11 protein-coding genes are annotated in these 12192 nt (G+C 62.1%); 5 read left to right on the forward strand and 6 right to left on the reverse strand.

What is annotated here, in order from left to right:
• Positions 1 to 157: 157 nt before the first annotated feature.
• Positions 158 to 2551: a penicillin-binding protein 1A gene (locus tag C8C93_RS15300; RefSeq protein WP_055399278.1), complete on the forward strand. Its 2394-nt coding sequence runs from the start codon at positions 158 to 160 to the stop codon at positions 2549 to 2551.
• Positions 2552 to 2609: 58 nt separating this feature from the next.
• Here the strand turns inward: C8C93_RS15300 and cyaY are convergent, their stop codons facing one another.
• A complete protein-coding gene (gene cyaY, locus C8C93_RS15305) occupies positions 2610 to 2939 on the reverse strand; it encodes an iron donor protein CyaY (protein ID WP_121422414.1) in 330 nt (109 codons plus the stop codon).
• 12 nt (positions 2940 to 2951) lie between these two features.
• Between cyaY and C8C93_RS15310 the strand changes: the two genes are divergently transcribed.
• Entirely contained in the window at positions 2952 to 3161 is a 210-nt protein-coding gene (locus tag C8C93_RS15310) for a lipoprotein (RefSeq protein ID WP_121507458.1), read from the forward strand.
• Positions 3162 to 3285: 124 nt separating this feature from the next.
• Complete coding sequence (locus C8C93_RS15315; RefSeq protein ID WP_055399379.1) at positions 3286 to 4104, forward strand: MBL fold metallo-hydrolase; 819 nt, start codon at positions 3286 to 3288, stop codon at positions 4102 to 4104.
• A 100-nt stretch (positions 4105 to 4204) separates the two neighbouring features.
• On the opposite strand, the gene C8C93_RS15320 is transcribed toward C8C93_RS15315, so the two are convergent.
• The 5 genes from C8C93_RS15320 to C8C93_RS15340 all read right to left on the reverse strand — a co-directional run bounded on the left by C8C93_RS15320 (position 4205) and on the right by C8C93_RS15340 (position 10363).
• Positions 4205 to 4858: a sulfite oxidase heme-binding subunit YedZ gene (locus C8C93_RS15320; protein WP_121507459.1), complete on the reverse strand. Its 654-nt coding sequence runs from the start codon at positions 4856 to 4858 to the stop codon at positions 4205 to 4207.
• Between the two features lie 66 nt (positions 4859 to 4924).
• Positions 4925 to 5929 carry a protein-methionine-sulfoxide reductase catalytic subunit MsrP gene (msrP, locus tag C8C93_RS15325; RefSeq protein ID WP_055399284.1) on the reverse strand — a complete coding sequence of 335 codons (1005 nt, stop codon included), beginning with the start codon at positions 5927 to 5929 and terminating at the stop codon, positions 4925 to 4927.
• Positions 5930 to 6074: 145 nt separating this feature from the next.
• Positions 6075 to 7424: a c-type cytochrome biogenesis protein CcsB gene (gene ccsB, locus C8C93_RS15330; protein ID WP_121507460.1), complete on the reverse strand. Its 1350-nt coding sequence runs from the start codon at positions 7422 to 7424 to the stop codon at positions 6075 to 6077.
• On the reverse strand, positions 7421 to 9574 hold the full coding sequence (locus tag C8C93_RS15335; protein WP_055399287.1) for a cytochrome c biogenesis protein ResB: 2154 nt from the start codon (positions 9572 to 9574) through the stop codon (positions 7421 to 7423). Before C8C93_RS15335 ends, ccsB begins: the two co-directional genes overlap by 4 nt.
• A gap of 159 nt (positions 9575 to 9733) precedes the next feature.
• Positions 9734 to 10363: a cytochrome c gene (locus C8C93_RS15340; protein WP_055399289.1), complete on the reverse strand. Its 630-nt coding sequence runs from the start codon at positions 10361 to 10363 to the stop codon at positions 9734 to 9736.
• Positions 10364 to 10435: 72 nt separating this feature from the next.
• On the opposite strand from C8C93_RS15340, the gene yihA reads away from it, so the two are divergent.
• Together yihA and C8C93_RS15350 are read left to right on the forward strand one after the other, a co-directional pair.
• Complete coding sequence (yihA, locus tag C8C93_RS15345) at positions 10436 to 11191, forward strand: ribosome biogenesis GTP-binding protein YihA/YsxC (protein WP_055399291.1); 756 nt, start codon at positions 10436 to 10438, stop codon at positions 11189 to 11191.
• Positions 11192 to 11241: 50 nt separating this feature from the next.
• Positions 11242 to 12147: an alpha/beta fold hydrolase gene (locus C8C93_RS15350; RefSeq protein WP_121507461.1), complete on the forward strand. Its 906-nt coding sequence runs from the start codon at positions 11242 to 11244 to the stop codon at positions 12145 to 12147.
• Positions 12148 to 12192: the final 45 nt, after the last annotated feature.

Here is a 12192-nt window from a genome sequence, read left to right on the forward strand (position 1 = left end):
GAGCGTTGCCAAAAGCAGACGAATTTAGCCGCCCTTGCAACACCGTTTGGCAACGATGACGCACCTTTGGGCAGACGGGCACGGGCCGGGCATTGTGATTTTCAGTGGGGTGCAGCGGACATTTTTATAATGGGCCGTCTTACCCCTCCGGAGCGATATGCCGCCCTCTTCATCGAAGTCCTCTGACAAGCAGGACTCTCCTTCCGCTCCCACCCGCCCCACTTGGCTCCGTTGGCTGGTGCGCGCCACTCTTTGGATGGTGGGCCTGGCGACTGCCGCCGCCGTGGGATTGGCTCTGACCATTGCAGTGGCGCTGGCGGTGGCCTATCCGAACCTGCCGGACATCTCTGATCTCGCTGACTATCGCCCCAAGTTGCCTTTGCGCGTTTACTCAGCCGAAGGCGCTTTGCTGGGCGAATTCGGCGAGGAGCGCCGCAACCTCACCCCCATTGGTGAAATCCCCAAAGTCATGAAGGACGCGGTATTGGCCATTGAAGATGCCCGCTTCTTCCAGCATGGCGGCGTTGACTACAAAGGCGTAATTCGCGCAGCCTTGGCTAATCTTGGCCGGGTAAAAAGCCAGGGCGCCTCTACTATCACAATGCAGGTGGCGCGGAATGTTTACCTCTCGTCAGAGAAAACATTTACACGCAAAATTTACGAAATCTTACTGACATTCAAACTCGAGCATTTACTGACCAAAGATCAGATTCTTGAGATTTACATGAATCAGATTTATTTGGGCAATCGTGCCTATGGATTCGCTGCGGCGTCAGAAGCCTATTTTGGCAAGCCCCTGAAATCGGTGTCCGTGGCTGAGGCGGCCATGCTTGCAGGTCTGCCCAAAGCGCCCTCTGCGTACAACCCCATCAGCAACCCCAAGCGGGCTCGCTCCAGGCAGCTTTACATCATTGAGCGCATGGAGGAAAACGGCTTCATCACCGCCGAGCAGGCGACAGATGCCAAGAAAGAAGAACTCAAGATCCGTACCGGCCCGGACAGTACCCGGATTCATGCAGAGTACGTGGCCGAGATGGCGCGCCAGCTGATCTTCACGCAGTATGGCAACGAGGCCTACACACGCGGGCTCAACGTCTACACGACACTTAACGCTGCGGAACAAGAGGCTGCGTACGCGGCGCTGCGCCGAGGCATCATGGACTACGAGCGGCGCCAGCAGTACCGAGGACCGGAAAAGTTTGTGGTTTTGCCGACGGCGGCCCAGGAGGTGGAAGACGCCATTGACGACGCGCTGGCCAACCACCCGGACAACGGCGACGTCCTTTCTGCAGTGGTTCTGGAGGCCTCGCCGCGCAAAATCGTTGCAGCCCGCGCGAACGGCGACACACTGGAAATCACCGGCGATGGACTGAAGCCCGCACAGTCCGGCCTGAGTGACAAGGCCGCGCCCAACATCAAGATCCGCCGTGGAGCAGTGATCCGGGTGGTGAAAACACCCAAGAACGCCTGGGAAATTACACAGCTGCCCGAAGTCGAAGGCGCCCTGGTGGCACTGGACCCGCGCACTGGAGCCATCCGGGCGCTGGTGGGCGGCTTTGATTTCGACAAGAACAAGTTCAACCACGCCGCACAGGCATGGCGCCAACCCGGGTCGAGCTTCAAACCCTTCATCTACTCAGCGGCACTGGAGAAAGGGTTCACGCCCGCAACGGTCATCAACGACGCCCCTCTGTTCTTTGATGCAGGGGTGACCGGTGGCCAACCATGGGAGCCCAAGAACTACGATGGCAAGTACGACGGCCCCATGAGCATGCGCACGGGACTGGCCAAGTCCAAGAACATGATCTCGATCCGCATCTTGCAGGCCGTCGGGCCGAAGACCGCGCAGGAGTGGGTATCCCGCTTTGGCTTCGATGCTGAAAAGCACCCAGCCTACCTCACCATGGCGTTGGGCGCGGGCTCCGTCACACCCCTGCAAATGGCTACGGCCTATTCCGTCTTTGCCAACGGCGGATACCGCGTGAACCCCTGGCTGATCACCAAGGTCACCGACCACAAGGGTCGCGTCATCTCTGAGACGACTCCGCCGGTCACCAGCGAACAACCGCGCGCCATTGATGCCCGCAACGCCTTCGTGATGAACAGCTTGCTGCAAGAGGTCACGCGCTCCGGTACCGCAGCGCGGGCGCAAGCAACTCTGAAGCGGCCAGACCTCTACGGAAAAACCGGGACCACCAACGATTCAGTGGACGCATGGTTTGCCGGATACCAACCTACGATCGCTGCAGTGACCTGGATTGGCTACGACACGCCGCGTAACCTGGGAAGCCGCGAAACAGGGGGCGGCCTCAGCCTGCCGGTATGGATCAATTTCATGGAACGTGCACTCAAGGGTGTCCCCGTCATGGAGCCCACAGTGCCCGCTGGCGTGGTCAATGTCGGCGGGGAATGGTTCTACGACGAGTACGCGCGCAACAGCGGTATTCCAAGTGTGGGTCTCGATGACCGATCCGCATCACCCGCTGTGGCTCCACAAGCGCCACCGCCCACCGAAGAGCGAAACCGCATCCTGGACCTGTTCCGCAACTGATGGCGTTGCGGACGCTCTTCCATCTACCTGAGAGACGTGAGCCACCCAGGAGGGTGGCTCACGCTGAAAACTGCAGTGGCAACCCCGCTTGGGCGGCTGCGTCGCGGCTCAGGCACTCAAAGAACTCGCCAGCTCCTTTGGTGTCCTGCCAGGCTTGGCCGTCAAACCGGTAGTGGTAACCACCGGACCGCGCGGCCATCCACACCTCGTGCAGAGGTTTTTGCAGATTGATGACGATCTGGCTGCGGTTGGGGAACGTCAATGTCACCATGCCCCCGGAGCGCTGGGCGTCCACATCGGCATCGGTCGCATCGTTGATGCGATCGCAGCTGCGCTCGACGGCAAGCAGCAGTTTTTCGGCGTGGTCCATGAATTCGAGGTCGGTCATTACAATTTGCGCATGTTGAAAGCTTCCCAAATTCTAGTCAGGACGCTTGTCCTTGCTGCCAGTGCGGCAGCCCTTGCAGGTTGCGGTCAACGGGGCCCCCTGTATTTGCCCAGCAGTCCGGCAGCTGCGCAGCGTGCGACCCTGCCCCAGACCTTGACCCCCGGCGTCGGTACCGCCAGCCCTGCGCAGCCCCCCGCAGCTTCAGCGTCAGCGCCGCGCTGAAAAGCGGCAGAAGGACCGGGACAACGGTTCTGATCACCAATACCACCAGGGCACTTGATTTCTATCAAGGACGTCTCAGAGGGTCAATCGTACAGTTCGTGCTTTATTGCACCGCAGGATGGCCATGGCCCTCGAACTCTACCGCGACAAGAACCATGCTTGTCTGATGTTCACCGACCTCATCGAAGAAGACGGTCAGGCCGTTCAGGCCAACCAGTTTCTGATAGTGGACGACGACACCGGCGCCATCATCGACCCCGGTGGCAACCTGGCCTTCAACGAGCTGTTCATGGGGATGACCAAGCACTTCCCACCGCACAAGCTGTCGTACCTGATCGCTTCGCATGCAGACCCAGACATCATTGCCTCGCTGGATCGCTGGATGACCAGCACCAAGGCCGACCTGGTGATCTCACGCGTCTGGGAACGTTTCGCGCCCCACTTCACCAAGGTAGGCAAGACGGAAAATCGCGTCATCGGTGTGCCCGACAGTGGGGGGCATCTGCCCCTGGGCCGCCATGAACTGGTGCTGCTGCCTGCGCACTTCATGCACTCCGAGGGCAACTTTCACTTCTACGACCCGGTCAGCCGCATCCTGTTCACCGGCGACCTGGGGGTGTCGATGATGTCGGGCGCCGAGGCTCGCGTGCCGGTGACCGACCTCAAGGCCCACATCCCGCGCATGGAGGGATTTCACCGCCGCTATATGGTGTCCAACAAGATCCTGCGGCTGTGGGTCCGCATGGCACGGCAACTTGATATCGCCATGCTGGTGCCACAGCACGGCGCGCCCATCATGGGCAAGCAGGCGATCAGCGATTTCTTCAGCTGGATCGAGAACCTCATGTGTGGCATCGACCTGTTTGACGATCGGGCGTACCAGATTCCCACCGGTTACATCGATCCTGTGACCCGGCAGATGCGCGCGGCACCGGCGCGGTAGCGACAGGTCTTGGAATTTCAGGCTAAATTTGCTGCTGGCGCTTTACCATCAAGCGCCAGAAGCTATTATTTATATAGCAAATAACTCTACAAGCACAGCGCTACGACGTGCGGGCGGCTTGGGATGCCTTGGCCCCCGCAGTACCCTGGGTCGGCCGGCGCTTGCGCAGCCGGTGCCACAGCCGCCAGCCCAGCAAAGCTGACAAAACCGCCGCATACACCGCCACCTCGCCAAAATCATTCTTGCCAGCGCGCATCCAGAAGAAGTGCAGGATGGCCAGGCCCGCCACTGCGTATACGCTGCGGTGCAGCGCCTGCCAGCGCTTTGCGCCCAAAGCCTTGATCGCGCGGTTGAACGATGTGGCGGCAAGCAGCGTGAGCACCAGCAGCGCCAGAGACCCGACCAGGATGAAAGGCCGCTTGATGATGTCGCGCACGATGTCGGTCCCATCAAAACCCATGTCGAACCAGGCGTAGCTCAGCAGGTGCAGCAGGCCGTAGAAAAACACGAACAGGCCCAGCATGCGCCGAAAGCGCGCAAGCTGGGGCGTGGAAGTCACCACGCGCAGCGGCGTAACGGCCAGCACCAGACAGAGCGCGCGCAGCGTCCAGTCACCCGTGGCGCGGATCAGGGCCTCGGCCGGATTGGCGCCCAGCTGATTGGCCGCCGCAGCGTAGACCAGCCAAGCCAACGGAAGCAGGCACAGTGCAAAGACCACGGGCTTGGCGGCAGAATGGAGGAAGAGTTTGCGCATGGTGATCCGCGCCCCTCTTCTGCCGCTTTACCTACACGTCAAGCGGAGAAAAAAGGCGAATGAAGATCAGTAGAACTTCTTGAGGTCCATGCCCGCGTACAGCTGCCCCACCTGGGCTTCATAGCCGTTGAACATGAGCGTCTTGCGCTTTTTGGCAAACAGGCCATCTTCGCCAATGCGTCGCTCGGTGGCCTGGCTCCAGCGAGGGTGGTCCACCTCAGGGTTCACGTTTGAGTAAAAGCCGTATTCCTGCTTGGCCGCCTTGTTCCATGCCGTGCCGGGTTCTTTCTCGACAAAGCGGATCTTGACAATGCTCTTGGCGCTCTTGAAGCCGTACTTCCACGGCACCACCAGGCGAACAGGCGCCCCGTTCTGGTTGGGCAGCACTTCGCCATACATGCCAAAAGCCAGCAGAGTGAGAGGGTTCATTGCCTCGTCCATGCGCAGGCCTTCCACATAGGGCCAGTCGAGCACGCGCGATCCGACAAAAGGCATGGTGGCCTTGTCGGCCAGCGTCACAAATTCCACATACTTGGCGCTACCCTGGGGCTCCACGCGCTTGATCAGTTCGGCCAGCGAATAACCCACCCAGGGGATGACCATGGACCAGCCTTCCACGCAGCGCAGACGGTAGATGCGCTCTTCCTGCGCGCTGAGCTTGATCAGGTCTTCGATGCCGTATTTACCCGGCTTCTTGACCAGGCCTTCCACTTCCACCGTCCAGGGCGTGGTTTTGAGTGTGTGGGCGTTGCGCGCGGGGTCGGCCTTGTCGGTGCCGAATTCGTAGAAGTTGTTGTAGGTGCTCGCGTCTTTGTAGTCAGTGAGCTTTTCCATCGTGACCGCACCCGCCACGGTGGACTTGGCACCCGCGAGCGCAGCCAGCTTGTTGGGCCGCACCACCTGCGCCTGCTGCGCCAGCGCCTCGCGGCCGGCCCAGGCCGCCATCGCGGCACCTGCAGCGCCGCCCGCCATGAGCTTGAGCATCTGGCGCCGGTCTTCGTAGACCGCGCGGGGGGTGATTTCGGAGGAGTGGGGGTGGTTGAAACCCGAATCGCGCGAGGGGATCAGCATGGGGAGGCTCCGGTCATGGTCTGGTGGAAACAGCTGCAGCAGTAGAGCAGCACAACTGTTAGTTCGTTCCCTAGACCACGCAGGTTACACCGAAGACGCAATAGTTGTCGGCCCCACCCCGATGCCCGACTGAGCCCTCACCCCATCACAGCGTGCCGTAGCTGTGCAAACCGCTCAGGAACATGTTCACCCCCAGAAATGCGAACGTGGTCACCGCCAGGCCCACCAGCGCCCACCAGGCCGACACGGTGCCGCGCAGCCCCTTCATCAGTCGCATGTGCAGCCAGGCGGCGTAGTTGAGCCAGACGATCAGCGCCCAGGTTTCCTTCGGGTCCCAGCTCCAGTAGCCGCCCCAGGCCTCGGCCGCCCACAGCGCGCCGAGCACGGTAGCAATGGTGAAGAACGCAAAGCCCACGGCGATGGACTTGTACATCACGTCGTCCAGGATCTCAAACGAGGGCAGGCGCGCCGCGATGCGCTTGCGGCCCAGCAGGATGCCAGCCACGATGAAAGCCGAAATGCCGAAGTACACCATCCAGTAGCTGCCACCGTTCTCGGTCGCACCTTGGCGAAACACGATAGGCTCGAAACACAGTACCACGCCCAGCAGCCACAGCGGCGCCAGCTTGTACCAGCGGGTTTCGGTGGCCTGCTGCTTGATGAGGTAGGCAAAGGCCACCATGGCGGCCAGCGCAAACGTGCCGTAGCCGATGAAGTTGGCGGGCACATGCAGCTTCATCCACCAGCTCTTGAGTGCAGGCACCAGGGGCTGGATCTCGTGCGCTTCGCGCACCACCGTGTACCAGAGCAGAAAGCCCACGGCGGCACTGACTACCAACATCACGAACCCGCCCAGTGCACGCGTGTCGTACTGCTGTTCGTAATACAGGTAAAACGCCGCCGTCATCCAGCAGAACAGCACAAACACTTCATACAGGTTGCTCACCGGGATGTGGCCGATGTCCGGGCCGATGAGGTAGCTCTCATACCAGCGCACCAGCGTGCCGATGAGCGCCATGGCCACGGCCACCCAAGCAATGCGCGAGCCCAGCATGCTCATGGTGCGGCCCTCGCCGCGGGAGAACATGCCCACCCAGTAAAAGATGGTGCTCATGAAGAACAGCATGCTCATCCACAGGATGGCAGATTGGCTCGACAAGAAATACTTGAGGCCGAACACCGTATCGGCCCGCGCCAGGCTACCCGCACCGTCTTGCTGGTACAGGCCGATGGCCAACAGCGCCACCGCAGCCACGATCAGCATCAGCGCCCGCAAGGGGCGCCAGAACCAGCCCAGCCAGATCGTGCACGGAATGGCACCCAGCAAAATACCTTTCTCGTAGACGTCCATGAAGGCGCCGTAGCGCTGCAACGCATACAGCCCGCCCACGGCCACGATGGCTGCAAACAGCCAGTCGAACCAGTTGCGGCGGGCAAAAAAACCCTCGTTCAGGGTGATCGTGGTGGCCGTGGAGGAAGAAGTCGCGGTATTCATGCGGTGCCTTCGCGGGGCGATGCCCCGATCAGTTTTTGTGCGAGCTGGACAAACTCCTGGTCGCCGTCCATGGTCTTGCGGTTGGTGGACAGGGCCATGGTGGCGTGGGTACGCCCGTCCTGCGGCGCCACCCAGACCCAGACGCGCCGTTCGCGCACGTAGAGCATGGCAAAAACGCCCAGGATCAGCAAGGCACATCCCAGATAGACAACATTCTTGCCAGGGGCTCGCGCCACCTGGAAAACACTGGCCTGTACCTGGGTGAAGTCCTTGAGTTCAAACGCCAGCGGTGCGGGGTAGATCTGCGCGTCGCTGAGCGAGAGCACGGCCTGCGTCATGAAGCCCTGCGTCTGATCGTCCTGGGGAAGCGGCGGCAGGCCCGCACGCTGGCGCGACAACTGCGCCACCTCGAACAGCGTGCCGTTCAAAATGCGCACCAGCACCTCACCCGCCCGCGCGCGCTCGGCCTCGGGCACGTTGGCCTCCATGAAGTCCGACACCGCCTGCAGGCCACCAGTGGGCTTGCCATCGACCATGCCCTGGCCCGCAAACAGGGCCAAGGCCCGCAGTGCAGACTGCTGCAACTGCTCGGCCAGATCCGGGCGCGAGGTGTCGATGGCCTGCGCCACATAGCGGCGCACGGCCTGCTCGCGCGCTGCGGGGTCGGCCAGGGTGGCCTTCATGCGAACGAAGCCGTCCATGCTGCCCTTGTCATCGGCTGGCACCCGCAGGTACCGGAATGGCTCTGCAGGGGTTTCGCGCACGCCCAGCAGAAACACCGGCACGCCGTCGCCCGTGTCCACGGGCAGCATGTAGTTGTGGAACTCACGCGCCTGGCCCGCTGCGTCCCGAAGCTTGTAGCTCACGCTCGGGCCCACGTTGCGCAGTTCTTTTTTGGTGACGGTCTTGTTGGCGGCGCCCAGGCGGGATTCCACCGACTCGCGCAGGTCCACCTTGCGCACATCCACACCGCTGCCTCCGGGGCCTGCACCCCCGAAGTTCTCGACATTGATGGTGCGCAGTGCTGTGAACTCCAGCGTCAGCGTCTCGCTGCCCGGGCCGCCGCCGTTGTTGGTCAGCTGGGTGGAATTGCCGACCACTCCTTCGACCTCAATGGGCTTGGCGCCTGCCACCATGGGCACGCCGCGCAGCTTGAGGTGCGAGCCGCCGTCGTCAAAACTCGACTGGTAGATCTCGATGCCTTTGTAGCTGGCCGGGTGGTTCACCTCCACACGCGCGGGCGTCTTCTCGCCCGTGGCCTTGTCGTGGATGATGATCTCGCTGGCAAACAGCTTGGGCATGCCGGTGGAGTAGTGCTCCACGATGAACTTCTTGAGTTCGATGGCAAACGGCAAGTCCTGAAGCAGCACGCCGTCGGACTGATTCAGGATGGCTGTGCTCGACTGTGTGCCCTCAGCCACCAGCAGGTTGCCCCGAAAGGTGGGGTTGCGCTCGGAAAGCCGGTGCTCGGGCTTCACATCGGCAATCAGGCCGCCGCCCTGGTACGGTGTCTTGCCCCCCAGCAACATCTGGGCGCGCACGATGAGATCTCCGTCCAGCAGACCGCCCACACACACCAGCACGATGGCGCTGTGCGCGGCGATGTAGCCCAGCTTGTTGGCAGCACCCGCCTTGGCCGCCACCATCCAGCCAGTGCCGGGGCCAGAGGTGGTGTCGCGCTGCTGCAGGCGCACCTTCCATCCGCCACCGGCCAGCAGGGTGCCAATGCGGCGCGCCTCGACCTCGGCAGAGCCGCTAAGCGTTGCCTCGGCCTTGTGGTGAAAAGCCTTCAGGCTTTGTTCGCGGATGTTTTCCTTGTAGACCTTGAGGTCGATGAGGATCTTGGGTGTATTGCGGGCGATGCACAGCGATGTGCTGATCACCAGAAACGCCAGGATCAGCAAGAACCACCAGGCGCTGTAGACGGCATTGAGCTGGATGGCGCCAAACAACTCCGCCCAGAAAGGACCGAACTGGTTGACGTAGTTGACCGCCGGCTCGTGCTGCTTGAGCACCGTGCCAATCACCGAGGCAATGCAGATCACCGTCAGCAGCGAGATCGCGAACCGCATGGAGGACAGCAGCTCGATCCCGGCGCGCCAGGCCTGGGAACCAGACTGGATGCGAAGGCCTTGGGTGTTATCGGACATGGATGAAAAAGAAAGGAGACGGCGAGGAGGCGCGAGAGAAGGAAAGAAAAAGGGCGGGACCATCTGTGCGATGGGCCCGCCCGTTTTGGGATTGTTATTGGCGGTAGGTTCCGTGCAACCCGGTCTAGCGGGCCACAAGATTGACGAAAATCAAGTCAATCAGCGCAGGCCAGCGATGTAGTCCGCCACGGCCTTGATTTCCTTGTCGTTCAGCTTGGCCGCCACCTGCGTCATCTGGGTGCTGTTGGCACGCGAGCCATCGCGGAAGGTGTTGAGCTGGGCCACGGTGTAGTCAGCGTGCTGACCCGACAGGCGGGGGTACTGGGCAGGGATGCCTGCGCCATTGGGGCTGTGGCAGCCAGCGCAGGCAGCGATCTGGCGGTCGGCGATGCCGCCACGGTAGATGCGCTCCCCCAGGGAGACCAGGTTCTTGTCCTTGGCGAAACCGGGTTTGGCCGCCTTGGAAGCCACCCAGTACGAAATGTTCTTCATGTCCTCGTCCGACAGCGCGGTGGCGAAACCCTTCATGATGGCGTTGTTGCGCTTGCCGGACTTGAATTCCTGCAACTGCTTGACCAGGTATTCGGGGTGTTGCTGCGACAGCTTGGGGTTGGCCGCAATGGCCGAATTGCCATCGGCGCCATGGCAGGCAGCACACACTGCGGTGTAGCTGGCCTCGCCTTTGACGAGATCCGGCTTGGCCGCTTTGGGGGCATCGCCCGCCGCATAGGCCGAAAAAACAGGTGCTGCCAGTGCGGCAGCCGTCAGCAAAGAGGCGAGCAACTTCATATCGAGGGTCTGTGTTTATGTGCGCAAAACCTCGCGATTCTACAATGAGGCTCCCAAGCCTCCCAATATTCCATGACGACCTCTTCCACCGCGCCAGTTGCTGGCTCCCTTCCGCCCGCTCCCGACGCCAAGATCGCCATGGGGTGGATGCACACCGCCAGGTTCCTGACCACGGCCGCCCAGCTGCACCACCTGCCGCCCATCCACGTGCCCGAGATCGCTTTTGTGGGCCGCTCCAACGCGGGCAAATCCACCTGCATCAATACGCTCACACAGCAAAAGCAGCTGGCGTTCGCCTCCAAACGGCCCGGGCGCACGCAGCACATCAACCTTTTCTCACTGGGCAAGCACGGTGCGACCGATGCGGTGCTGGCGGATCTGCCCGGCTACGGCTACGCGAAGGTGTCGAGGTCCGACAAGGTGCGTTGGCAGCAGGTGATGGTCAATTACCTGGTGAGCCGCCCTGGGCTCACCGGCATCGTCTTGCTATGTGACCCCCGGCTCGGGTTGACCGAGCTGGACGAGGCCCTGCTTGAAGTGCTGCGACCACGGGTCGAAGAAGGCCTGAAATTCCTGATCGTGCTGACCAAGGCGGACAAGCTCACACGCTCGGAGCAAGCCAAGATCCTGTCGATTACGCGACTGAACGCAGCCGGCGGAGAGGTGATGATGTTCTCGGCCCTCAAGAAACAAGGCGTGGACGAGGTGGCACAGCTGCTGTGGCAGTGGGCGCACCCGGTGCAAGCCTCGGGCGACGCAGCCGCAGCCCCTGCCCCCGCCGTTGAGCCCCCAGAGCTCGGTGATTCTGAGGATATTCAGTCAAATTAGGCCCTAGCGCTTATCCATCAAGCGCTACCAGCTATTAAATGCATAGCGCCATGATCCAGACCGTCTCCGCTCCCCTGCCCCACGGAACCACCCTGCACTGCCGCGTAAGCGGCGTGGCGGGCCGCCCTGTGCTGCTGTTTTTGCACGGCTTCCCCGAGGGTGCCTTCATCTGGGATGAGCTGCTGCTGCACTTTTCCCGCCCCGAAAACGGTGGCTACCACTGCGTGGCGCCCTACCTGCGCGGGTTTGGCCCCTCCAGCAGCCCCGCCGAAGTGGATGCCTACCGAGCCAAGCATCTGGTGCAGGACCTGGTGGCGCTGATTGCCCACGAATGCCCCGGCGGCGCGCTGGAATGCCTGGTGGCGCACGACTGGGGCGGCGCCGTGGCCTGGAACCTGGCCAACCAGCAGCCGCAGCTCATGAAGCGGCTGGCCATCATCAACTCCCCCCACCCTGGCGCCTTTGTGCGAGAGTTGGCACACAACGCTGCGCAGCAGGCGGGCAGCCAGTACATGCACTTCCTGTGCAGGCCTGATGCAGAGGCCCTGCTGGCCGAGGACGACTTTCGCCGCCTGTTCGCTTTTTTCAACGCCCCAGACGGCAGCGCCCCCACGTGGCTGACCGAGAGCGTGCGTGCCCAGTACCGCGCGCTGTGGCAGCAGGGCCTGACGGGTGCCTGCAACTACTACCGCGCCAGCCCCCTGCGCCCACCCCGCGAGGGTGACCCGGGCGCGCAGGCCATCACCCTGCCCGAATCCATGTTGACGGTGACGGTACCCACGCTGGTCCTGTGGGGCATGGACGACCCGGCCCTGCTGCCCGGCCTGCTCGACGGCCTGCCGGACTGGGTGCCGCAGCTGCAGCTGCGGCAGGTGGAGAAAGCCTCGCACTGGATCGTGCACGAGCACCCCGAGCGCGTGGCCCTGGAACTGCAGCGATTTTTGCAATCAAAATGATAGCTACCAGCGCTTGACAGATAGGCGCCAGATACTGATTTGACT

The organism is Acidovorax sp. 93 (assembly GCF_003633835.1).
GTDB classification, from domain to species: domain Bacteria; phylum Pseudomonadota; class Gammaproteobacteria; order Burkholderiales; family Burkholderiaceae_C; genus Acidovorax; species Acidovorax facilis.

What these genes read in the sequence shown, in the direction of transcription:
- C8C93_RS15300 (WP_055399278.1), top strand. Translation starts at nt 158, where the DNA reads ATGCCGCCCTCTTCATCGAAGTCCTCTGACAAGCAGGACTCTCCTTCC.
- cyaY (WP_121422414.1), bottom strand. Translation starts at nt 2,939, where the DNA reads ATGACCGACCTCGAATTCATGGACCACGCCGAAAAACTGCTGCTTGCC.
- C8C93_RS15310 (WP_121507458.1), top strand. Translation starts at nt 2,952, where the DNA reads ATGTTGAAAGCTTCCCAAATTCTAGTCAGGACGCTTGTCCTTGCTGCC.
- C8C93_RS15315 (WP_055399379.1), top strand. Translation starts at nt 3,286, where the DNA reads ATGGCCCTCGAACTCTACCGCGACAAGAACCATGCTTGTCTGATGTTC.
- C8C93_RS15320 (WP_121507459.1), bottom strand. Translation starts at nt 4,858, where the DNA reads ATGCGCAAACTCTTCCTCCATTCTGCCGCCAAGCCCGTGGTCTTTGCA.
- msrP (WP_055399284.1), bottom strand. Translation starts at nt 5,929, where the DNA reads ATGCTGATCCCCTCGCGCGATTCGGGTTTCAACCACCCCCACTCCTCC.
- ccsB (WP_121507460.1), bottom strand. Translation starts at nt 7,424, where the DNA reads ATGAATACCGCGACTTCTTCCTCCACGGCCACCACGATCACCCTGAAC.
- C8C93_RS15335 (WP_055399287.1), bottom strand. Translation starts at nt 9,574, where the DNA reads ATGTCCGATAACACCCAAGGCCTTCGCATCCAGTCTGGTTCCCAGGCC.
- C8C93_RS15340 (WP_055399289.1), bottom strand. Translation starts at nt 10,363, where the DNA reads ATGAAGTTGCTCGCCTCTTTGCTGACGGCTGCCGCACTGGCAGCACCT.
- yihA (WP_055399291.1), top strand. Translation starts at nt 10,436, where the DNA reads ATGACGACCTCTTCCACCGCGCCAGTTGCTGGCTCCCTTCCGCCCGCT.
- C8C93_RS15350 (WP_121507461.1), top strand. Translation starts at nt 11,242, where the DNA reads ATGATCCAGACCGTCTCCGCTCCCCTGCCCCACGGAACCACCCTGCAC.